Origin of the sequence: Streptomyces lusitanus, from assembly GCF_042647945.1 — a bacterium.
In the GTDB taxonomy this organism is placed as follows: Bacteria; Actinomycetota; Actinomycetes; order Streptomycetales; family Streptomycetaceae; genus Streptomyces; species Streptomyces pseudogriseolus.
The window spans coordinates 239,592-259,305 of the sequence record NZ_JBHRWL010000011.1; the positions used below are offsets into that span (position 1 = coordinate 239,592).

Sequence of the window (19,714 nt, forward strand, 5' to 3'; positions counted from 1 at the left end):
GTTTTCCGCAGTGTGTGCCCCCGGCCGGCCCGGCTAGTCTCGCGATCATGCGAGTCATGGCGCGGCGTGTGGTGCGGTGCGCGGTCGGTCTCATGTGGGGGGCCGCCGCGGCCGTCGTCGAGCTGCTCGGGACGGTCCTGGCCGGCCTGCTGATCCTGCTCGTCGTGGCCTGGCCGCGGCCCCGCCGGGCCGTGCTCCGCCCGGTCCTCGCGTGCGCGCGGAGGATGACGGAGCTGGAGAGGGCCCGGCTGCGGGTCTGGCTCCGGGTCCACACCTCTCCTGTGTACGAGGACGGACAGGCCCTGCAGTATCTGGCCTCCCGCTGGGCCCTGGGCGTGCTGGGCGCGGTCGTGATGCTCTCGGCGGCGGTCGGCCTCGGCTACGGCACGTCCTGGATGTACCTGTGGCTGCTGGTCGACGACGTGCGGAACACCGGAGCGGTCGTCTACACGTCCCTCGCCGGGCTCTTCCTGCTCTTCCTCACCGTGCAGGGGATACTCGCGGTCGCCGAGCTGGAGGGGAAGCTGGCCCGCCGCATGCTCGGTCCCCGCCACCAGGAGGAGCTGGAGCGGCGCATCGCCGAGCTGTCCGCGAGCCGCGCGGCCGTGGTCGACGCGGTGAACGACGAGCGGCGCCGCATCGAGCGGGACCTGCACGACGGGGTGCAGCAGCGGCTGGTCGCGCTCGGCATGCTGCTGGGCCGGGCCCTGCGCAGCCAGGACCCCGAGCGCGCGGACCGGCTGTTGCGCCAGGCGCACGAGGAGAGCCGGCAGGCCCTGGACGACCTGCGGGAAGTGGCCTGGCGGATCTACCCCACGACCCTGGACGAGGCGGGGCTGCGGGCGGCGCTGGAGACGGTCGCCGAGCGGGCGTCGGTCCCGGTGCGGGTGGAGTACAAGCTGAGCGGGGAGCCGTCGCGGCCGGTGGCGACGGTCGTCTACTTCGTGGTCTGCGAGGCCGTCACCAACGCGGTGAAGCACGCGGCGCCGAGCCGGATAGTCGTCGCGGTCGGAGCGGAGGAAGGAGCGTTGCGGGTGAGTGTCGAGGACGACGGCCGGGGCGGGGCGAACGCGTCGGGCAGCGGCCTGTTCGGGCTGGCCCGGCGGGTGGCCGCCCTGGACGGGAGGCTGGAGGTGCGCAGTCCGCCGGGCGGGCCGACGCTGGTGACCGCGGAGCTGCCGTGCGCGTGATCCTGGCCGAGGACTCCATCCTGCTGCGGGAGGGGCTGGTGCGGCTGCTGGCGGAGGAGGGGCACGAGGTGCTCGCCGCCGTCGGCGACGCGGACCGGCTGATGGATGCGGTCGCCGCGACACCGCCGGACGTGGTGGTCGCCGACGTCCGGATGCCGCCCACGCACACGGACGAGGGGCTGCGCGCGGCCCTGGAGATCCGCCGCAGCCGCCCCGAGGTGGGGGTGCTGGTGCTCTCGCAGTACGTGGAGAAGCGGTATGCGACGGAGCTGCTGACGGGTGAGTCGGAAGGGGTGGGCTATCTGCTGAAGGACCGGGTGGTCCAGGTCGACGAGTTCCTGGATGCGCTGGAGCGGGTGGCCGCCGGGCGGGCCGCCTTCGATCCGGAGGTCGTCCGGCAGCTGCTCGGCCGCACCACCCACGTGGATCCGCTGGCCCGGCTCAGCGCGCGGGAGCGTTCGGTGCTGGCCGAGATGGCGCAGGGACACACCAACGCGGCCATCGCCCGGCGGCTGCACATCTCGCAGAGCGCGGTGGAGAAGCACACCAACGCGATCTTCGACAAGCTCGAACTGGCGGGCGGAGGGGAGGGTTACTCGCGCAGAGTGCTGGCGGTGCTCCGCTACCTGGGGAGCTGATCCGCCGGGCCGGGCGGCGCGGGGTCAGCCGCAGCAGCCCCCGCCGCAGCAGCCGCCGCCTCCGCCGCCCGCGCGGGGGGCCGGGGCGGACGCGGAGGCGGTGCCGCCGACCGCGACCGTGGAAAGGAGTTTGACCGTGTCGTCGTGGCCCGCCGGGCAGGCCGCGGGAGCGGAGGACTCCGCCATCGGACGGCTCAGTTCGAACGTGTCGCCGCAGGTGCGGCAGCGGAATTCGTAGCGAGGCATGGGCACAGGCTAACCGGACCGGCAGGAGGGGGCGGGTCAGTTGGCGCCGGCGCCGCGTTCCTCCCGGATCTGCGCCACCACGCGGCTCGCGGCCTCCCGGACCGCCTCGGTCTCGGTGAGGAAGTGCCAGTAGTCGGGGTGGCGGCCCTCCAGTCCGGCGATCGCGCGTTCCAGCCGGGCCACGGCGTCGTCGAGCGGGCGGGCGTGGCGCGGGTCGGGGGTGTTGCGGCCGGCCATGGCGAGCCGCTGGGCGTCCCGGATGGCGAACCGGGTGCGTTCGATCTCCTGCTCCGGGTCCTTCTGCACGGCGTTGAGGCGGCGCAGGCGGTCCCCGGCGGCGGACACGGCCTCGTCGGTGGTGTTCAGCAGGGCCCGTGCGGTGGACAGCAGGGAGGTGGCGTCGGCCCAGCGCTGTGCGTCGCGGGCCGTGCGGGCCTCGGCGAGGCGGTCCTCCGCCTGCCGGACGTTGCGTTCGGCGAGCTCGGGCACGCCCTGGAGGTCCTGCCAGCAGGCGGCGGTGAAGCGCCGGCGCAGTTCGCTCAGGACGGGTTCGACCTGCTCGGAGCGGGTGGTGAGGGCCTGGGCGCGGGTGCGCAGGGAGACCAGCCGGTGGTCGATCTCGGCGGCCCGCTCCGGCAGCCGCTCGGCCTCCACGCGGATCGCCTCGGCCTCGCGCGTGACGCGGGCGGCCCGGTCCAGGGTGCCGGGCACGCCGTGCTGCCCGGCGCCCTGGTTCAGCTTGGTCAGCTCGGGGGAGAGGGCGGCCAGCCGGGCGGCGAGGTCGTCGGCCGTCAGCCCGGAGCCGCGGGCGGTGTCGAGGGCCTGGGAGGCGGCGAGCAGGGCCTGCCGGGCGCGTTCGACCGCGGGCGCGAGCCGGGCCAGCTGGGTCTCCGCCTTGCCGAGCAGCGGGCCGAGCCCGTCGGCGAACCGGTCCAGGTCCTGCTTGACCCGCCCCAGTTCGTCCTTGGCGGCGGTCAGGTCGGTGCGGGCCCGGGAGGCCGTGGAGGCGTCCAGGTCGTCGCGGTCGAGGTCGTGGGCGTCGACGGCGCTGATGTAGCGGCTGCTGGCCTCGTCGATGCGCCGGCCGAGCGCGGCGAAGTCGTCGACGGCCCGGCGCGCGGCGGGGGAGTCGTCGACGGCGGTGATGGTCTCGATGGAGATCCGCAGATCCCGCTGGGCGGTGTCGAGTTCGTAGAAGGCGGCGGCCGCGGCGTCCTTGGCGGCCTGCGCCTCGGCGCGCTGGTTCTCCGCGCGCCCGCCGAACCAGCGCCGGGTGCCGCCCCCGGCGAACGCGGCGGGCAGCACCAGCGCCGCGACCAGCGGCAGGGCCGCCAGGGCGAGCGCGTCACGCAGAGGCCCAGGGGCGCGGCGGGCACGCCGGCCCGCCGGTACGGGGAACGGGACTCGGCGCAGGCGAGGCACGCGCGGTTCCGACGGCGAGTACGGCTGCGCTGGTGTCGCCGTCACATCCCTCTCCCGTACTGTCGTTCGCCCTGCCCGTTGTCATTCTCCCACCGGTACAGGACGAACACACGGGCCCGTCAGTTCGCCGTGCGGACGGTGAGTTTGCCGTCGCCGGTGCGCGCGGTCACCTCGTGAGGGCTGGAGTCGTCGCGCGGAACGGACACGTCCTCGGCGCCGTCGCCGGTGGAGGCGTCCACGCGGTAGGCGCCGCGCGGCAGGTCGATGGTCGTCGAACCGTCGCCGCTGCGGGAGTCCACCCGGTCCGGCACTGCGGTGAGGACGAGGTGCACGGAGCCGTCGCCGCTGTGGACGCGTACGGTGCGCGAGGAAACCTCGGCGCGCACCGATCCGTCGCCGCTGCGCAGCTCCAGCGGGCCGCTGGTGTCGCCGACGCGGACCGAGCCGTCCTTGGTGCGGATGGTCAGCGCGTCGCGGAAGCCGTCGGCCCGGACGCTGCCGTCGCCGCTCTCGACGGTGACGGCGACGCCGCGCGGCACGACGATGCGGTGCTTGGAGGAGCAGTCGGCGACGACGCCCGAGCAGTGTTCGCGCAGCACCAGCCGGTCGCCGTCCAGGGACCAGGTGACCTCCGGGTCCGAGCCGAGGGCGACGGTGCCCTCGAACCACCGGGTGACCGCGATCTCGCCGTCCGGCTGGTCGTCCGAGGCGACGATCTCCAGAGCGGATTCGTCGGAGTCGACGGTGAGACGGGCGCCGGGGAGTTCGAAGGTGCGCTGGTCGGGTTCGTCGTCGTCGGCGGCCGACGTCCCGCAGGCGCTCAGTGCCGCGCCGAGCACCACGGCGGCCCCCGCGAGCGCGAGGACCCGCAGCCGCGCGGGACGGGAGGTGCGGGCGGGCGAGGTGGTGCGGGCGGTGGCGGTCATGACGGGCTCCCCCTGGGCGTACGGCTGACGGACGGACACCGCGTGGTGCGGCGGCGCCGGACGTCTTCGACCGTACGGAGGCGGGGGCCCGGAGGGGATCCGGCCGCCCGGCGGATCCGGAGTGGGGATATCCCCCCTGCCGGGGCGTACGGGGTTTGCGGGACCGTGACCCCGGACATGTAGTCTGTCCACTCGACCCGGGCGGCGAGCGCGGGTCAGGGGTGCGTAGCTCAGGGGTAGAGCGCCTGCCTTACAAGCAGGATGTCGGCGGTTCGAAACCGTCCGCGCCCACACATGACAGGGCCCCCGGAGCGTCTCCGGGGGCCCTGTGCCGTCGGGGGGCGTCGGGGGGCTACGGCGAGTCCTCCTCGTCCGCGCTCTCGTGGGCGTGCTTCAGCGCGGAGCGGGCCCGTACGCGGTCGGTGCCGGTGATCTCGGACCAGTAGCGGTGGGTGCTGACGAACACCGCGAGCTCGTGCTCGCGGCGCCGGAGCTTCTCGACCTCGGCCTGCTCGTCCTCGGTCCAGCCGGGCGAGGCGGGGCGCTCGATCTTGCGCCAGCCGTTGTCGTCGCTGAACCCGTCGAGGGGTTCGACCGACCAGGGGAGCCGCTTCAGCAGGGCCGACAGCTCGGCCCGGACCTGATGCAGTTCCTCCTGACCGGCGAGGAGGTCACTCGGAAAGTCATAGGTCGCAGCCACGGCCCAATGATACGCCTGTTCGATTTTGGGTGGCGAGTTGTTCCGGGGTCTCCGGGGCGGTGTTCATTCCTTCGTGGCCACGGGCGGTGGGAGGCGCGAGACTGGGGTCATGTGCCGGAGTATCAAGACTTTGCGTCCGCCCGCGCTCCCCGAGGAGGCCACGGAGGAGGACATCCGCGCCGCCGCGCTTCAGTACGTGCGGAAGGTGTCCGGCTTCCGTGCGCCGGCCGCCCACAACCGTGAGGTGTTCGACCGCGCGGTCGAGGCGATCGCCGAGGCGACGGCCGAGCTGCTGGACGGCCTGGAGGTCCGGGGAGCCCCGGCCCGCGAGGGTGCCGCGAGCTGAATGGCGACGCCGCCCCCCGCTCGCCGCGGCTACTGGGGTGCCGGTGGCTGTTGTCCGCCGGGTGCGGGTTGTGTTGTGGTTGGTCGCGCAGTTCCCCGCGCCCCTGAGGGTGCCTGCCGCCCCCTCGGCTACTGGGGTGCCGGTGGCTGTTGTCCGCCGGGTGCGGGTTGTGTTGTGGTTGGTCGCGCAGTTCCCCGCGTCCCTGGGGCGCCTAGCGCGCCTCCGTCGGCTGCGGCTTGCGCATCAGGTAGCCCGCGCCCGCGCCCGCCGCGAGCAGGGCGCCGACGGAGACCGCTGCGGCGAGCCACGTGGCGCCGAGCCACTGGCCGCCGAAGTAGCCGAGGGCGACGCTGTAGCCGGCCCAGGTCAGGCCCGCCAGGGCGGACCAGGGGAGGAAGTCGCGGGCGCGGTGGCGGGCGGCGCCCGCGCCGAGCGAGACCACCGAGCGGCCGGCCGGGGCGAACCGCGCGAGGACGACGAGACCGCCGCCGCCCCGGGCCAGCGCCGCGCCGAGACGTTCCTGCGCGCCCCGCAGCCGACGGGAGCGGGCGAGCGCCCGGTCCAGGCGGGCGCCGCCGCGCCAGGCGAGGCGGTAGGCGACCAGGTCGCCGAGGACGGAGGCCGTGGCGGCGCAGAGCGTCAGCACCAGGATGTCGGGCACGTAGGCGGCGGTGCTCGCGGCCGCCGCGGTTGCCGCGGTGATCACCAGCACCCCGCTGGGCAGCACCGGGAGGAACACGTCGAGCAGGACCGACAGGGCCACCACCGCGTAGATCCACGGGCTGCCGACCAGCGACCCGACACTCTCCACTCGCACTCCCCGTACGCCCCCGTGGGCCCGTGCCTGCCGCGCTGTCGCGGTGGAGGCGGCAGGGGTGGCAGGAGAGGCCGATGACAGCCATACAGCGTACGCCCGGTAAGTGACAGAAAGGTCACGGGGGGTTCGCCCGCCCATTGCGCGGAGTTCGCCCGCATGACGTCCGTCCCCCCTCCGACGCCGAGTCCGACCTCCCCTCCCGCGTCCGCGGACCAACCCGCCCGCACGCGGAAGCGCCCCCCGCCCTGTGCGGCGGGGGGCGCCCTGTGCGACTCGGTGTGCCGTTGGGGAGGCGGGTGCCGTGGGGAGGCGTCGGCGGTCGTGCGGGGTCGTGCGGTGGTGCGGTGCGGTCAGGCGGCCACGGGGGTGTGTTCCGCCGGCCGTCCGTCCCGCGCGGAGGCGCGACGGGCGAGCAGGCGGTCCAGGCCGAAGGCGCCGGAGCCGGTGAAGATCAGCAGGAACATGGCCCAGCAGTACATGGCCGCGCCCTCGCCGTTGTTCTCTATGGGCCAGAGGGCCTCGGGCTGGTGCACCTTGAAGTACGCGTACGCCATCGCGCCGGAGGACAGGAACGCGGCGGCGCGGGTGGCGAGGCCGAGCAGGACGAGCGAGCCGCCGACGAGCTCGATGACGGCGGCGTACCAGTTCGGCCAGGCACCGGTCTCGACGGTGCCGCCGTTGCCGTCCGTGCCGCCGAACAGGCCGAGCAGGGACACGGCGCCGTGACAGGCGAAGAGCAGGCCGACGACCATGCGGAACAGGCCCAGGGCGTATGGCTGGGCGCTGGTGAGGCGTCCGTTCATGGGGGGTCTCCTTCGGTCGGGCCGGCCCCCGGATGAGGCCGGTCCAGGGGGGCGGAACCGAGTCGGAGACCCACGTTAGGTGTGCCTAAAACTTGCTTGCAAGTTCAACATTTGGCCACGACTTCGGCCCCTTTTGACCCCCTCCCGCGCACCCCCGCCGCACGTCACCACGCGCCCCGAGGCACCCCCTTGATCACCGGCATGACCGGAACCGCCCCCCCGCCGCACAGCAAACCCACAGGTACCCGAAAGCAACGGCGGCTCGACGCCCCAACGGCTCAGCGGCCCGGCACCTCACCGGCTCATTGGCCGGGCACCTCACCGGCTCCGCGACTCGGCCGCCTCACCGGCTCAACTGCCGTTCCATCACGCGCCGCAGCCGCACCCCCGCTCCCTCCTGACGGGCGTGCTCCAGCCGCAGCACCGCCGAACGCCCCCGGGTGGCCAGCGTCATCAGCTGGTTGCCGAACCACGGCCCGCCCGTCCTGCGCCAGCCGACCGGCGGCCGCCCGAGGCCGCCGTGGAGCGTGAACAGCCGGCCCAGCGTCCGCGCGGCGGCGCTCCAGCCGAAGCGGAAGCCCACCCGCATCGAGGCGGGGATGGAGTTGTGGACCGGGGAGCAGGTCAGCTGCACCACCCGCGCCTCGGGCGCCGCGCGCCCCGGCCAGTCCGGCTCGGCGACATAGGCATGGTGGACGTCCCCGGACAGCACGCACACCGTGGCGGGCGCGTCCGGGCCGCTGCCCGCCTCGGCGAGCAGCTCCGCCAGCTCCTCGAACGAGTCCGGGAACGCCGACCAGTGTTCCAGGTCCGCCGCGCGCCGCAGCTTCTCCCCGAGCCGCGCCCAGCGCGGGCCCTTGTCGCCCCGGCACAGCACGGAGCTCCACACCTCGACGTCGTGCACCAGGTGGGGGAGCAGCCAGGGCAGGGACGTACCGACGAGCAGGTGGTCGTAGGAGCCCCGGTCGTCGAAGATCTGGGCGCGCAGCCAGGCGGCCTCGTCCCGGTCGAGCATCGAGCGGCGCCCTTCCTCGAGCACCCGGGCCGCGCGGCTGTCCACCATGACCAGCCGCACCCGGCCGAAGTCGCGCCGGTAGCTCCAGCGCACCGCCGTCGCGTCGGCCTCCGCCCGGGAGGCGAAGTCGCGCAGCGCGCCGGTGCCGTCGGGCGCCTCGCGCACGGCCGCGTAGAGCGGGTCGGCGTCGAGGTCGGCGGGGGAGAGGTTCCCCAGGTGCTGGTGCACCCAGTACGACATCAGCCCGCTGAGCACCCGGTCCCGCCACCAGGAGGTGGCGCGCATGTCCTCGACCCAGGAGGCGGAGGTGTTCCAGTCGTCGATGACGTCGTGGTCGTCGAAGATCATGCAGGTGGGGACGGTGGACAGCAGCCAGCGCACCTGCGGGTCGAGCCAGGACTCGTAATAGAGGTGGGTGTACTCCTCGTAGTCCGCCACCTGGCTGCCCGGCGGCTCGCTCAGGTTGCGGCGCTTGGCGAGCCACTCCTTCGTGGCGTCGGAGGTCTCGTCGGCGTACACCTGGTCACCGAGGAGCAGCAGGACGTCGGGCCGTTCGCCGTCGGGGTCGGCGGCGAGGCGCTTGGCGAGGGCGTCCAGGGCGTCCGGCCCCACCGGGTCGGGCTCCCCGGTGGGCGGGGAGGCCCAGCGGCAGGAGCCGAAGGAGATGCGCGCCCGGTCGTCGCCGGCAGGGGTGCGGATCACCGACGGCGGGAACGACGGGAACGGCTCCCTGGTCAGCGGCCACACCCGTTCGCCGTCCACGAAGACCTCGTACGGGGTCGTCGTGCCCGGGGTGAGGCCTGTGACCCGGACCAGCGCGTAGTGGTGGCCGCACACCTGGAAGGTGCCGGACGTCCCGCCGGTGCCGTCCGGGCAGCGCACCTCGACGGTGCCCGGGCCGTCCGTCTCCGCCCAGACGGTCGCGGACGACCCGTCGACGTACCTCAGCAGCGGTCCGAGCCGCAGTCCGGCCATGGTGACCCCTTCCTCCGTCGCCCCGTACGGTACGCAGCGACGGAGGTCACCGGGGAGATTTGCGCGCCCGGCAATTCGGGGCCGCGCGGCCTCGGCGGTCGTCCGCGCGGCGTCAGCAGTTGTTGAGGTACCCCTGGAGCGCGGACTTCTCCGCGGAGTCGACGGCCAGGTCGTAGTAGTACTTCACCTGGACCCACGCGCGGACGTAGGTGCAGCGGTAGGCCGTGCGGGACGGCATCCAGGTGGCGGGGTCCTGGTCGCCCTTGGCCTGGTTGACGTTGTCGGTGACGGCGAGGAGCTGCGGGCGGGTCAGGTCGTTGGCGAAGGCCTGGCGCCGGGAGGTGGTCCAGGAGCCCGCGCCGGAGTCCCAGGCCTCGGCGAGCGGCACCAGGTGGTCGATGTCCACGTCGGAGGCGGCGGACCAGGTGGCGCCGTCGTACGGGGAGTACCAGCTGCCGCTGGTGGCGGCGCAGGAGGAGTCGGTGACGACGCCCGAGCCGTCGCGCTTGAGCACGGTCTCGCGGGTGTTGCAGGCGCCGGACTGGGTGATCCAGTGCGGGAACAGGTCGCGGTCGTAGCCGGTGCGGCTCTCGGTGCGGACGTCGAGGGTGGCGAGATAGCTGCGGGCGGTGGCGGCGCTGACCGGGGTGGGGAGGGCGGCGGAGGCGGCCGGGGCGTTGAACAGCCCGACGGAGGCTATGAGTCCGGTGAGTGCCGCGGCTATGCTGAGCCGTCGACGCGCGTAGAACTTCGACATGCGAACTCCCTTGTGGGGTGCGGGCGTTGGCGTGCGTGCAGGGGAATGCTCGCGGCGCCTTGTTGCCGGGAGGCGAGGGTCCGGTAAGAAGTTAATGACGCGCTCATGACACGTCTATGGTTCAGGTGTGAAGTTTCCGCGTACGAGGCCGCGCGCGGGCGTCGCGTACGATGGACGGCGCAGAAGGGGAGTAGCTCTTCGCCGGACCGTCGACATACTGCTCAGCCCGCCTGAGCCGGCGCCCGGAGGCCCACCCGTCACGGGTGTCGCCAGCGAGACCTTCGGCAAGCAGTGCACGCCCGCGCCCCACGGTGCGGGCGCCGAGTGTGCTGCCGTGCCGAGGCGTCTTGCGCGAAAGCTCATCACTCTCGGTGGGGCGGCCCCGACCGATTGAGGAACCGTTGATCAGCCTGACCGTGACGGCCGTCGTCTTCGGCGTCGTCTTCCTGGCCGAACTGCCCGACAAGACCGCGCTCGCCGGTCTCGTCCTCGGCACCCGCTACCGCGCCTCGTACGTCTTCGCCGGCGTCGCCGCCGCCTTCGCGGTGCATGTCGCGCTGGCCGTGGCGGCGGGCAGTGTGCTGACCCTGCTGCCGCAGCAGCTCGTGCACGCGGTCACGGGTGTGCTCTTCCTCGCGGGCGCGGCGATGCTGCTGCTCAAGAAGGACGAGGGTGAGGAAGAGATCCGCAAGCCGGAGGACCAGTCCTTCTGGAAGGTCGCCGGGGCCGGGTTCATGCTCATCCTGGTCGCCGAGTTCGGCGACCTGACGCAGATCATGACGGCCAACCTCGCCGCCCGCTACGACGACCCGCTCTCCGTCGCCCTGGGCGCCGTGCTGGCGCTGTGGGCGGTGGCCGGTCTGGGCATCGTCGGCGGCAAGGCGCTGATGAAGCGGGTGCCGCTGAAGCTGATCACGCGGATCGCCGCGCTGCTCATGCTGGGCCTGGGCGTGTGGAGCCTGTGGGAGGCGGTCGCCGGGTGACCCGCGGCCGTCCCGTCGGTGAACACCCCGTGGAGGCGGTGGCGGGAGGCCGGGATGTTTTGTACCGTGGTTGAACAAAGTGGCTCCCGCCCGTTTTCCCTGACCGGCGGGCGGGGCCGCTCTGTCCCGCACGGGAACCGCCTCCACGGTCCCGCACTACCGCCTTGGAGCAGCCCATGACGGCCACCGCCACCGCCGTACTTCCCGCCCGCGCCCTCCTGCTCGACATGGACGGCACCCTCGTCAACTCCGACGCCTCGGTCGAGCGCATCTGGCGCCGCTGGGCCGAGCGCCACGGGCTGGACGGCGACGAGGTCATGAAGGTGGTGCACGGCCGGCAGGGCTACGCCTCCATGGCCCTGCTGCTGCCGGGCCGCCCCATGGAACAGAACTACGCCGAGAACGCCCGGCTGCTCGCGGAGGAGACCGCGGACACCGAGGGCGTCGTCGCGATACCGGGCGCCCGGGAGTTCCTCGCCTCCCTGGACGGGCTGCCGCACGCGCTCGTCACCTCCGCGGACGTCGCCCTGTCCACGGCGCGGATGGCCGCCGCGGGCCTCGAACAGCCCGCGGTGCGGATCACCGCCGAGTCGGTCGGCGCGAGCAAGCCCGACCCGGAGGGCTTCCTGAAGGGCGCGGCCGAACTGGGCGTCGACCCGGCCGACTGCGTCGTCTTCGAGGACTCCGGCGCGGGGATCGCCGCGGGGCGCGCCGCCGGGATGCGGGTGGTCGGCATCGGCCCGCGCGCCGGTTTCCACCGGCCGGACGTCGTCGTCCGCGACCTCACCCAGGTACGGGTGGAGCGCACGCCGGAGGGCACGATGTTGCTGCACGTCTCGGAGTGACGGGCCAGGAGCGACGGGCCGGGAGTGACGGGCGGCGAGTGCCGCGCGGGGAGTGCCGCGCGATGAGCGTCGCGCGGGGGTGACGGGCCGCGGGTTGCCGCCGGCCCGTCACGGCGTCCCGGTCTCCGCCTCCAGGCGGGCACGGGTCTGCGGGCCGTAGACGCCCAGCTCCTCGTTGATGCCCCGCGACCACTGGTAGTGGCGCACGGCCTCCTCCACCCGGCGGCCGTACTGGCCGTTCGTGTCCCCCTGGTACAGCCACACCTGACGCAGACGCTGCTGGAGCTCGACGACCTCCGGTCCCCGGTCGCCGCGCCGCAGCACGGGCGCGGTGTCGACCGGCTCCTCCGGCTCCGGGGCCACGGCCGGCGCGGACGACTCGGCGTCGGCCGAGGGGGTCGCCGACGGCTCGGTGCTCGCGGACGCGCTCGGCGCGGAGCTGGACTCCGAGGGCGACGGCGACCCGGACGCGCTCGCGCTCGCGGCCGGGGAGTCCGAGGCCGACGCGGACGCGCCGGGGGAGACGGACGGGGCTTCGGAGGACACCTCCGCCGAAGGGGCCGCCGACGACGCGTCCGGCAGGCCCGCCCTGACGTCGTCCGGGGCGGCGGTGTTCCGTGACGGCGTGTCGTACGAGAACAGCCCGCTCGCCCAGCCCGCCGCGCCCAGGACGGCCACGGCGGCCCCGGACGCCACGATCAGCGCACCGCGCCGGCGGCGTTTGCGCGGCGCGGCGTCATCGGGGCGAGGGGCGGCCGCGCCCGGGGACACCGCGCGGAGCGGACGCGTCGAGTCGTCGAAGAGGCCCAGGTCGTCGGCGTTCGGCTGGGCGGTGCCGGGGGCCAGGGGGGTGGGGAGGGAGGGGGCGTCGGCGCCTCCGGCCGGGGTCGCGCCGGGCTGCCCGGTGCCGGGCGCGGCGCCGTTGGGGCGGACGGCGCGCAGCGTCATGGTGGCGTCCGCCGGGGGCTGCGATGCGCCGGGCGCGGGGGCGCGGTGCGCGGTGCCGGGGGTTGAGTCGGCGGGGCTGTGGGCGTGCCCGGCGTTCGCGCCGTTCGCTGCGGCTCCGGTGCGGGGCGCCTGGGTGCCGGCCGACCGGGACGCCGCGTCGGCGGGGCTGCTGACGTGCGCGGTGCTCGCGCCCGTCGCTCCGGCTCCGGCGTGGGGCGCCATCGAGCCGACCGACCCGCCCGCTCCGGGTGCGGACGCGGGGAAGGGCGTCGTGTCGTCGGGGCGGCTGCTGGTGTGCGCGGTGCTTCCGCCGGCCGTGCCGGCCGCTGCGGCCCCGGCACGGGGCGACGCCTCGGTGCCGGTCGGTCCGCCCGCGCCGGTCGGCCCGCCTTCGCCGGGTGCGGACGCCGGGCCGGGGGTCGCGTGGTCGGCGGGGCCGCCGGTGTGCGCGCTGCTCGCGCCGTTCGCTGCGGTCCCGGTAAGGGGCGCTCCGGTGCGGGCCGACCCGCTCGCGTCGGCCGACGCGCCTGCTCGGCCGGGTGTCGTGTCGTCGGCGCGGCTGCCGCGCGCGGCGCTCACGCCGGTCGCCGCGGCCCCGCTGCCGGGCGCCCCAGCGCCGGCCGACCCGCCTGCGTCGGCCGCCTCGCCCCCGCCCGCCGGCCCAGACGCCGTCACCCCGCCGCGCTCCGCCGCGTCAAGGCGTATCGCCTTGAGGGTCATCGTGGCGTCGGGGGAGTCCGGGGACCCGTCCCCCCTCCGCGCCTCGGGCGTCGACAACGACCCCGGGTCCGTTGCCTGGGGCAACCCGTCCGGCGTAGTGCTGCTCAACTCGACGTACGGGCGTATCCGCAGCGGGTCGAAGTCCTCCGCCGCGGCGGCCTCGGCCGTGCGGACGTCGCGGAGGGCGTCGGCGGCGCGGCGGGCGCAGCCGCACGACGGCGTGTTGTCGGCGTGCCTGGGCGCACCGCATTCCGGGCACGGGTGCCCGTTCGGCTGGTCCACGCGTGATCCCTCCCCTCGCGAACTCCAGAGATTATGCAGATCTTCTTCACACTCTTGTTCGTGCGCCCCCGGAATGCGGACTTCCGCTCGGACTCAACAGGCCATAAACGGACACTCCGATCACGATGGAGGGTGATACGAGAACCTCTGGAGGTCCGCATGGCCGGGGACGCTCACCGTTCGGCGCCGGACACGGGACGCGCGCGGTCCGCACCCCCGGACGGTCCGGCGGTCCCGCGGGGACCGTCCGGGGGTGCGGACCACACGGACCAGGTGTCGAGCAGCGTGGTGCTGTCGATCGGCGCGCTGCTGCTCGGCCTGCTGCTGGCCGCTCTCGACCAGACGATCGTCTCCACCGCCCTGCCCACCATCGTCAGCGACCTGGGCGGCCTGGAGCACCTGTCCTGGGTGGTCACCGCCTATCTGCTGGCGTCCACGGCCGCGACCCCGCTGTGGGGCAAGCTCGGCGACCAGTACGGCCGTAAACGCCTGTTCCAGACCGCCATCGTCATCTTCCTCGTCGGCTCCGCCTTGTGCGGGGCCGCGCAGGACATGCCTCAGCTGATCGGTTTCCGCGCGCTCCAGGGCCTCGGCGGCGGCGGGCTGATCGTGCTGTCGATGGCGATCGTCGGCGACCTGGTGCCGCCTCGCGAACGCGGGCGCTACCAGGGCCTGTTCGGGGCGGTGTTCGGCGCGACCAGCGTGCTCGGGCCGCTGCTCGGCGGGCTGTTCACCCAGCACTTGAGCTGGCGCTGGGTGTTCTACGTCAACGTGCCCGTCGGGATCGTCGCGCTCGCCGTCATCGCCACCGTGCTGCACATTCCCCGCCGGTCGACCAAGCATGTGATCGACTACCTGGGCACCCTGCTCATCGCCTCCGTCGCCACCTGTCTGGTGCTGGTCGCCTCCCTCGGCGGCACCACCTGGCCCTGGGCGTCGTGGCAGATCATCGGGCTCGCGGTGCTGGGCGCCGTGCTGATCGTCGCGTTCGTGGCGGTGGAGCGCCGGGCCGCCGAACCGGTGCTGCCGCTGAAGCTGTTCCGCGTGCGGACGTTCACCCTGTCCGCCGTGATCAGCTTCATCGTCGGCTTCGCGATGTTCGGCGCGCTGACCTATCTGCCGACCTTCCTCCAGGTGGTGCACGGGATCAGCCCCACCCTCTCCGGGGTGCACATGCTGCCGATGGTGGCCGGCATGCTGCTGTCCTCCACCGGCTCCGGGCAGATCGTCAGCCGCACCGGCCGCTGGAAGGTGTTCCCGATCGCGGGCACCGCCGTCACCGCCGTCGGACTGCTGCTGCTCCACCAGCTCGACACACAGAGCTCCACCGCGGTGATGAGCGGGTTCTTCTTCGTCTTCGGCCTCGGTCTCGGCCTGGTCATGCAGGTCCTGGTGCTGATCGTGCAGAACGCCGTCCCCTACGAGGACCTCGGCGTCGCCACCTCCGGGGCGACCTTCTTCCGGTCCATCGGCGCCTCGTTCGGCGTCGCCGTGTTCGGCGCGATCTTCGCCGGCCGGCTCGGCGACCAGCTCAGCGCGGCCTTCCGCGGCGTGGACCTGCCGCTCGGCGTCTCGCCCGAGACGCTGGAGGCCGACCCGCGCGGCATCGCCGCCCTGCCGCCCCCGTTGCGCCCCGCCGCGCTCGACGCCTACTCGACCGCCATCACCGACGTCTTCCTGTACGCCGTGCCGGTCGCGCTGCTGGGCTTCGCGCTGGCCTGGTTCCTCAAGGAGGACCCGCTGCGCGCCTCGGTCACCGCGCCCGACGCCTCCGAGACGCTGGCCCCCAACCCGGTGGAACGCTCCTCGCACGACGAGGTGTACCGCGCCCTGTCGGTGCTCGGCACCCGCGAGGGACGCCGGGAGATCTACCGGAAGATCACCGACCGCGCGGGCTACGACCTGCTGCCCGCGTCCAGCTGGCTGCTGCTGCGGATCCGCCGCCACGGCTCGGTGGAACCGGCCCGGCTCGCCGAACGCAACCCCGTTCCGCTGGACGTCGTCCTGGAGGCGACCCGGCAGGTCGAGAGCCGGCACCTCGCCGTGCGCCGGGGCCTGGACATGGTGCTCACCGACGAGGGCCGCGAGGTGAGCGAACGGCTGGCGCGGGCGCGCGAGGAGTCCCTGGCCGAGCTGCTGGGCGACTGGTGGGGACCGGACCGCCCGACCGACCTGGTGCAGCTCGTGCACGAACTCAACGACGAGCTGTGCGGCTCCCGCGGCGAACGCCCCCAGTCCGCCCGCGCGGCCGCCCCGGCGAGCTGAGAGGCGGGCGGTGACCCGGCCTCAGGCGAGCGGCTTGGCGAACCAGTGCTCGGCGTACGGGTCGTCGTTGTGCGGCTCGGTCTCGGCGTACCCGAGGCGGGCGTAGAGGGCGCGGGCCTCCACCAGGTCGCCGCGGGTGTCCAGGATCATCCGGCGGGCGCCACGGGCCCGCGCCTCCTCCTCCGCGGCCCCGACCAGCAGCGCCGCGCCGCCCCGGCCGCGCATCCGCTCGTACAGGAACACCCGGGTCAGCTCGGCGGCCGTGCCGTCCGGCGACAGCCTGATCCCGGCGCTGCCCGCCGGCTCACCCGCGTACCGCGCGACCAGCAGCAGCCCGCGCGGCGGGGCGAGGTCCGCGCCCGACTGCGCGGCGATCTCCCGCTCCAGCTCGTCCGGGTCGGTCCGGCGCCCCTCGTGCAGCAGGTACCAGCGGTCGCTGACCTCCGTGTAGTACGCCCGCCAGAGCGCGAGGGCGGCGGGCGAGCCGGGACGTTCCGGGGCGACGGTCCAGGTCATGACGGCATTCTCGGCGCCCGACCGGCCCCCGGCGCAAGCGAATTGGCCGCCGGGGACCGGTCGGCAGGCGAGGGCCGCGGAGACCGCCGTCTGCGCCGCGCAGTTTGTGGGCGGTGCAACGGGCAACCCGTGGGGGCGAACCGGCTCGCGAGGAGTGCCGGTTGGGACGAGAACCCCCGGAAGGCATTCATGTCCACTGGCCTGATCATTGCGTTGATCGTGATTGTCGCGGTCGTTGTCGCCGTCGCGGCCGTCCTGACCCTGCGCGCACGCGGCCCGCGGCACGGCGCGAGCCTCAAGCGGCGCTTCGGTCCCGAGTACGAGCGTGCCGTCGCCCGGCACGACGGGGACACCAAGGCCGCCGAACGGGAGCTGTCCGCGCGCGTGGAGCGCCACGGCTCCCTGCGCGTACGGCCGCTGGAGCCGGCCGAGCGCGAGCGCTACGAGGCGCGCTGGACGGCCGCCCAGGAGCGGTTCGTCGACGCGCCGCGTGAGGCGGTCGCCGAGGCGGACCGCCTGATCGCCGAACTCGCCGGCACGCGGGGCTTCCCCGCCGGCGGGCAGTACGAGGAGCAGGTCGCGGCGCTGTCCGTGCACCACGCCCACCACGTCGAGGGCTACCGCCGCGTGCACCGCGTCGCGCGGGCCCACCCGGACGGCGCGCACGACGGCGCCGCCGGCACGGAGGAGATGCGCGAGGCGATGGTCGAGGCGCGGGCGCTGTTCGAGGAGCTGGTCCGGCCGTCGCGGCACGACGGCGGACACCGTGGCGCGCACGGCGACCGCACGGACGCCCCCGCCGCCCGCGGCGACGGTCACCGCACCCCGTCGCTGCTGCGCCGCCGCCAGGCGAAGGAGAGCTGATCGTCATGCCCGAGGCACCCCGTCACACCCAGGACACCTGGATCCCGAACGGCCCGAACGGCCCGAACGGCACGGACACCGCGCCGGCCGGCCCCGCCTCCGCGGACCCCGGCCACGAGGCGGCCACGCTCGGCCGCAAGACGGAGGCCGGCCGCAGGGCCGGGACCTCCCCGAGCCGCGGGGGCGCGGACTCCACGGTCGGCTTCGGCGAGAGCGACGCCCCGCGCCGCTCCGGCGCCGACGGTACGGACACCGCGCACGGCAGCGGTACGGGGACCGGCCCCGCCGGCACCGAGAGCCCGCTGGTCGCGGCCCACCCGCGCACCGGCGAGGACACCTCCGCCCACGCGGCGGACGGCGCGTCCGCACACCACGGCCGTCCCGGGTCCGAGTCCCGCCTCCTCGCCGACGACACCTGTGACCGTCTTTCCGCGCAACTGCGGCAGGCCGTCGCCGGGTTCGTGGACCGGCCGCGGGACGCCGTGGAGGAGGCCGACCTCGTCCTGCGCGAGATCACCGAGCGGCTGACCGACGCGCTCACCGAGCGCCGCCGCACTCTCGCGCAGAACTGGAAGACGCCCGCCTCCGGCGACCCGCGGAAGGGCGACACCGCTCCGGCCGCCGACACCGAGCAACTGCGGCTCGCGCTGCGGGACTACCGCGAACTGGCGGAGCGCCTGCTGGGCGTCTGAGCCGCCCTGTGCGCCCCGCCCGCGCCGTCGGTCCTGTCAGTGCTGTCAGTGCTGTCAGCCTTGTGAGCCCTGCCCGTCACGTCCGTCCGACGCCGCCCGGCGCTCCCGCCACCGGCGTACGACGTCCTCGACGTCGTACGGCTTCTTGCCCAGCGGGGGGCCGGGCGGCGGCTTGAACATCATGTCGCTGATCTTCGCGTTGATCTCCGCGATGATCTTCCGCACCACCCGCTCCGAGGGGGCTGTGAGGGCCGCCTCCAGCGCGTCCTCGGCCTCCTTGCGCAGGGCCAGCGTCGGCGGCAGCACCGACATGCCCTCGCGGACCATCTTCCGCTTGACCCACCACAGTTCGTCGTAGGTGCTCTCCACCTCGGGCGGCAGCGGCCGGCCGGCGCCCTCGAGCCGTTCGAACTCCCCGCGCGCGTCGGCATCGCGGATCTGCTTGTCGACCCAGCTCTCGAAGTCGACGCCGGGTGGCTTGCGCTCGGTCATGACCCCATTGTGCCGGACGCGGTACGGCCGGGCGTTTTATCATCTGGCGGCGGGCGGCCGATCCGGCCGTTCCGCCCCCAGGACCTCTCAGGAGGAGCGCACGTGCTCGAACTCACCATGGCCGCGGTGTCCGCGGCGGAAGCGGGCGCCACGGCCGGGATGCTGATGGCCGACGCGCCCAGCGAGCCGGGCACCGTGCTGCGGGTGGGCCGGGACACGTCCCTGTGCCGTCTGGCGACGCCGGACGACTGGCTGTTCGTGTCCAGGGTGCATCTGGAGTTCCAGTGCGCGCAGGACGGCAGCTGGCATCTGACCTGGCTGCGCGGCTCGCTGCCCGAGCCGTCGTCGGAGGTGCGGCTGACCGTCGGGGAGTACGCCCAGCCGCTCGCGTACGGCGGGACCGTGCCGCTGCCCCGGGGCGGCAGCGGCGAGGTCGTGATCCTGGACCGCACCGCCCCGCGCAGCGTCAACGTGGGCTTCTACCACGAGGTCTGAGCCCGCCGGGCCCTCCCCGCCGCGAAGCTCCCCGCCCGCTCAGGACACCACGCGCGCCAGCGCGAACCCGTCGTGGTCCTTCGCCCCGACCGTCTGCACCGCCGTGGCGTCCAGCCGCGGGTGGGTGCCGAACATCTCCAGGGCGGCGCGGGTGCCCACCACGTCCGGGTCGGTGTTCCCGGGGTCGGCGACCCGGCCGCCGCGCACCACGTTGTCGAGGACGATCAGACTGCCCGCGGCCGTCAGGCGCAGCGCCCACTCGACGTAGTGCGGGTTGTTCGCCTTGTCGGCGTCGATGAACACCAGGTCGAACGGCGGCGGCTGCTCGTCCGCGAGCTTCGGCAGCGTCTCCAGCGCCGGGCCGACCCGCACCTCCACCCGCTCGGCGAGTCCGGCGCGGGCGAGGTTGCGGACCGCGACCTCGGCGTGCCGGGGGTCGTACTCCAGGGTGACCAGCCGCCCGTCGGCGGGCAGCGCGCGGCCCAGCCAGATGGTGCTGTAGCCGCCGAGCGTGCCGATCTCCAGGACGCGCCGGGCGCCCTGGAGCCGCGCGAGGAGCTGGAGCAGCTTGCCCTGGAGGGGGGAGACGGCGATGGGCGGGAGTCCGGCGGCGTCGCTGTCGCGCAGCGCCGCCGCCAGGGCCTCGTCGCCGTCGTCGCCCAGGAGCCGTCCGGTGAAGTAGTCGTCCACCGCGTGCCAGAGCCGCGCCTCGCTCATGCGGGTGTGCCTTCCGTCGGGCCGGCCGGACCTGCCCCGCCGGATCGGCTGTCGAAGATA

Annotated in this window: 21 protein-coding genes and 1 tRNA gene; 10 read left to right on the plus strand and 12 right to left on the minus strand. The window is 74.4% G+C overall.

Features of this window, described 5'->3' with window-relative positions:
* The first annotated feature begins 47 nt into the window (after positions 1 to 47).
* Entirely contained in the window at positions 48 to 1,190 is a 1,143-nt protein-coding gene (locus ACFOSY_RS19015) for a sensor histidine kinase (RefSeq protein ID WP_394308342.1), read from the plus strand.
* On the plus strand, positions 1,181 to 1,828 hold the full coding sequence (locus ACFOSY_RS19020; protein ID WP_394308344.1) for a response regulator transcription factor: 648 nt from the start codon (positions 1,181 to 1,183) through the stop codon (positions 1,826 to 1,828). Before ACFOSY_RS19015 ends, ACFOSY_RS19020 begins: the two co-directional genes overlap by 10 nt.
* Positions 1,829 to 1,852: 24 nt before the next feature.
* On the opposite strand, the gene ACFOSY_RS19025 is transcribed toward ACFOSY_RS19020, so the two are convergent.
* The 3 genes from ACFOSY_RS19025 to ACFOSY_RS19035 all read right to left on the minus strand — a co-directional run bounded on the left by ACFOSY_RS19025 (position 1,853) and on the right by ACFOSY_RS19035 (position 4,422).
* Complete coding sequence (locus tag ACFOSY_RS19025; protein WP_380796377.1) at positions 1,853 to 2,074, minus strand: FmdB family zinc ribbon protein; 222 nt, start codon at positions 2,072 to 2,074, stop codon at positions 1,853 to 1,855.
* A gap of 36 nt (positions 2,075 to 2,110) precedes the next feature.
* Positions 2,111 to 3,541, minus strand: coding sequence for a hypothetical protein (locus tag ACFOSY_RS19030; protein ID WP_394308345.1), 1,431 nt, complete (start codon positions 3,539 to 3,541; stop codon positions 2,111 to 2,113).
* A 74-nt stretch (positions 3,542 to 3,615) separates the two neighbouring features.
* Complete coding sequence (locus ACFOSY_RS19035; protein WP_394308347.1) at positions 3,616 to 4,422, minus strand: DUF4097 family beta strand repeat-containing protein; 807 nt, start codon at positions 4,420 to 4,422, stop codon at positions 3,616 to 3,618.
* A 219-nt stretch (positions 4,423 to 4,641) separates the two neighbouring features.
* On the opposite strand from ACFOSY_RS19035, the gene ACFOSY_RS19040 reads away from it, so the two are divergent.
* A tRNA-Val gene (locus ACFOSY_RS19040) sits at positions 4,642 to 4,713 on the plus strand.
* Positions 4,714 to 4,774: 61 nt separating this feature from the next.
* Here ACFOSY_RS19040 and ACFOSY_RS19045 read toward each other — a convergent pair.
* Entirely contained in the window at positions 4,775 to 5,122 is a 348-nt protein-coding gene (locus tag ACFOSY_RS19045; RefSeq protein WP_394308349.1) for a hypothetical protein, read from the minus strand.
* A 109-nt stretch (positions 5,123 to 5,231) separates the two neighbouring features.
* Between ACFOSY_RS19045 and ACFOSY_RS19050 the strand changes: the two genes are divergently transcribed.
* On the plus strand, positions 5,232 to 5,468 hold the full coding sequence (locus ACFOSY_RS19050) for a DUF2277 domain-containing protein (protein ID WP_394308351.1): 237 nt from the start codon (positions 5,232 to 5,234) through the stop codon (positions 5,466 to 5,468).
* A gap of 211 nt (positions 5,469 to 5,679) precedes the next feature.
* Here ACFOSY_RS19050 and ACFOSY_RS19055 read toward each other — a convergent pair whose 3' ends face one another.
* From ACFOSY_RS19055 to ACFOSY_RS19070, 4 genes are all read right to left on the minus strand, one after another.
* A complete protein-coding gene (locus ACFOSY_RS19055) occupies positions 5,680 to 6,279 on the minus strand; it encodes a DedA family protein (RefSeq protein WP_394308353.1) in 600 nt (199 codons plus the stop codon).
* A 356-nt stretch (positions 6,280 to 6,635) separates the two neighbouring features.
* The gene (locus ACFOSY_RS19060; protein WP_394308358.1) at positions 6,636 to 7,088 is read right to left on the minus strand and encodes a DoxX family protein; all 453 of its coding nucleotides are present in this window, start codon (positions 7,086 to 7,088) and stop codon (positions 6,636 to 6,638) included.
* 343 nt (positions 7,089 to 7,431) lie between these two features.
* On the minus strand, positions 7,432 to 9,078 hold the full coding sequence (locus ACFOSY_RS19065; RefSeq protein ID WP_394308360.1) for an alkaline phosphatase D family protein: 1,647 nt from the start codon (positions 9,076 to 9,078) through the stop codon (positions 7,432 to 7,434).
* A 112-nt stretch (positions 9,079 to 9,190) separates the two neighbouring features.
* Complete coding sequence (locus ACFOSY_RS19070) at positions 9,191 to 9,835, minus strand: HNH endonuclease family protein (RefSeq protein ID WP_225655913.1); 645 nt, start codon at positions 9,833 to 9,835, stop codon at positions 9,191 to 9,193.
* A 401-nt stretch (positions 9,836 to 10,236) separates the two neighbouring features.
* Between ACFOSY_RS19070 and ACFOSY_RS19075 the strand changes: the two genes are divergently transcribed.
* Together ACFOSY_RS19075 and ACFOSY_RS19080 are read left to right on the plus strand one after the other, a co-directional pair.
* Positions 10,237 to 10,818, plus strand: a complete 582-nt coding sequence (locus ACFOSY_RS19075) for a TMEM165/GDT1 family protein (protein WP_394308364.1) — start codon at positions 10,237 to 10,239, stop codon at positions 10,816 to 10,818.
* A gap of 176 nt (positions 10,819 to 10,994) precedes the next feature.
* Positions 10,995 to 11,663 (plus strand): HAD-IA family hydrolase, encoded by a 669-nt coding sequence (locus ACFOSY_RS19080; RefSeq protein WP_394308366.1) that lies wholly within the window; start codon positions 10,995 to 10,997, stop codon positions 11,661 to 11,663.
* Positions 11,664 to 11,771: 108 nt separating this feature from the next.
* On the opposite strand, the gene ACFOSY_RS19085 is transcribed toward ACFOSY_RS19080, so the two are convergent.
* On the minus strand, positions 11,772 to 13,613 hold the full coding sequence (locus ACFOSY_RS19085; RefSeq protein ID WP_394308368.1) for a peptidoglycan-binding domain-containing protein: 1,842 nt from the start codon (positions 13,611 to 13,613) through the stop codon (positions 11,772 to 11,774).
* 159 nt (positions 13,614 to 13,772) lie between these two features.
* Between ACFOSY_RS19085 and ACFOSY_RS19090 the strand changes: the two genes are divergently transcribed.
* Entirely contained in the window at positions 13,773 to 15,878 is a 2,106-nt protein-coding gene (locus ACFOSY_RS19090; RefSeq protein WP_394308370.1) for a DHA2 family efflux MFS transporter permease subunit, read from the plus strand.
* A 21-nt stretch (positions 15,879 to 15,899) separates the two neighbouring features.
* On the opposite strand, the gene ACFOSY_RS19095 is transcribed toward ACFOSY_RS19090, so the two are convergent.
* Entirely contained in the window at positions 15,900 to 16,394 is a 495-nt protein-coding gene (locus ACFOSY_RS19095; protein ID WP_394308372.1) for a GNAT family N-acetyltransferase, read from the minus strand.
* A gap of 189 nt (positions 16,395 to 16,583) precedes the next feature.
* Between ACFOSY_RS19095 and ACFOSY_RS19100 the strand changes: the two genes are divergently transcribed.
* Entirely contained in the window at positions 16,584 to 17,258 is a 675-nt protein-coding gene (locus tag ACFOSY_RS19100) for a hypothetical protein (RefSeq protein WP_394308374.1), read from the plus strand.
* A 5-nt stretch (positions 17,259 to 17,263) separates the two neighbouring features.
* Positions 17,264 to 17,950: a hypothetical protein gene (locus ACFOSY_RS19105; RefSeq protein ID WP_394308377.1), complete on the plus strand. Its 687-nt coding sequence runs from the start codon at positions 17,264 to 17,266 to the stop codon at positions 17,948 to 17,950.
* 54 nt (positions 17,951 to 18,004) lie between these two features.
* Here the strand turns inward: ACFOSY_RS19105 and ACFOSY_RS19110 are convergent, their stop codons facing one another.
* Complete coding sequence (locus tag ACFOSY_RS19110; protein WP_394308379.1) at positions 18,005 to 18,442, minus strand: DnaJ family domain-containing protein; 438 nt, start codon at positions 18,440 to 18,442, stop codon at positions 18,005 to 18,007.
* Positions 18,443 to 18,544: 102 nt separating this feature from the next.
* On the opposite strand from ACFOSY_RS19110, the gene ACFOSY_RS19115 reads away from it, so the two are divergent.
* Positions 18,545 to 18,937: a hypothetical protein gene (locus tag ACFOSY_RS19115; RefSeq protein WP_394308381.1), complete on the plus strand. Its 393-nt coding sequence runs from the start codon at positions 18,545 to 18,547 to the stop codon at positions 18,935 to 18,937.
* Positions 18,938 to 18,976: 39 nt separating this feature from the next.
* Here ACFOSY_RS19115 and ACFOSY_RS19120 read toward each other — a convergent pair whose 3' ends face one another.
* Positions 18,977 to 19,654, minus strand: coding sequence for an O-methyltransferase (locus tag ACFOSY_RS19120; RefSeq protein ID WP_394308383.1), 678 nt, complete (start codon positions 19,652 to 19,654; stop codon positions 18,977 to 18,979).
* Positions 19,655 to 19,714 lie beyond the last annotated feature (60 nt).

Bases quoted from the DNA above. Each gene is read 5' to 3' on its own strand.
- ACFOSY_RS19015 (WP_394308342.1), top strand. From the start codon at position 48: ATGCGAGTCATGGCGCGGCGTGTGGTGCGGTGCGCGGTCGGTCTCATG.
- ACFOSY_RS19025 (WP_380796377.1), bottom strand. From the start codon at position 2,074: ATGCCTCGCTACGAATTCCGCTGCCGCACCTGCGGCGACACGTTCGAA.
- ACFOSY_RS19035 (WP_394308347.1), bottom strand. From the start codon at position 4,422: ATGACCGCCACCGCCCGCACCACCTCGCCCGCCCGCACCTCCCGTCCC.
- ACFOSY_RS19050 (WP_394308351.1), top strand. From the start codon at position 5,232: ATGTGCCGGAGTATCAAGACTTTGCGTCCGCCCGCGCTCCCCGAGGAG.
- ACFOSY_RS19060 (WP_394308358.1), bottom strand. From the start codon at position 7,088: ATGAACGGACGCCTCACCAGCGCCCAGCCATACGCCCTGGGCCTGTTC.
- ACFOSY_RS19065 (WP_394308360.1), bottom strand. From the start codon at position 9,078: ATGGCCGGACTGCGGCTCGGACCGCTGCTGAGGTACGTCGACGGGTCG.
- ACFOSY_RS19070 (WP_225655913.1), bottom strand. From the start codon at position 9,835: ATGTCGAAGTTCTACGCGCGTCGACGGCTCAGCATAGCCGCGGCACTC.
- ACFOSY_RS19080 (WP_394308366.1), top strand. From the start codon at position 10,995: ATGACGGCCACCGCCACCGCCGTACTTCCCGCCCGCGCCCTCCTGCTC.
- ACFOSY_RS19090 (WP_394308370.1), top strand. From the start codon at position 13,773: ATGGCCGGGGACGCTCACCGTTCGGCGCCGGACACGGGACGCGCGCGG.
- ACFOSY_RS19095 (WP_394308372.1), bottom strand. From the start codon at position 16,394: ATGACCTGGACCGTCGCCCCGGAACGTCCCGGCTCGCCCGCCGCCCTC.
- ACFOSY_RS19100 (WP_394308374.1), top strand. From the start codon at position 16,584: ATGTCCACTGGCCTGATCATTGCGTTGATCGTGATTGTCGCGGTCGTT.
- ACFOSY_RS19105 (WP_394308377.1), top strand. From the start codon at position 17,264: ATGCCCGAGGCACCCCGTCACACCCAGGACACCTGGATCCCGAACGGC.
- ACFOSY_RS19110 (WP_394308379.1), bottom strand. From the start codon at position 18,442: ATGACCGAGCGCAAGCCACCCGGCGTCGACTTCGAGAGCTGGGTCGAC.
- ACFOSY_RS19120 (WP_394308383.1), bottom strand. From the start codon at position 19,654: ATGAGCGAGGCGCGGCTCTGGCACGCGGTGGACGACTACTTCACCGGA.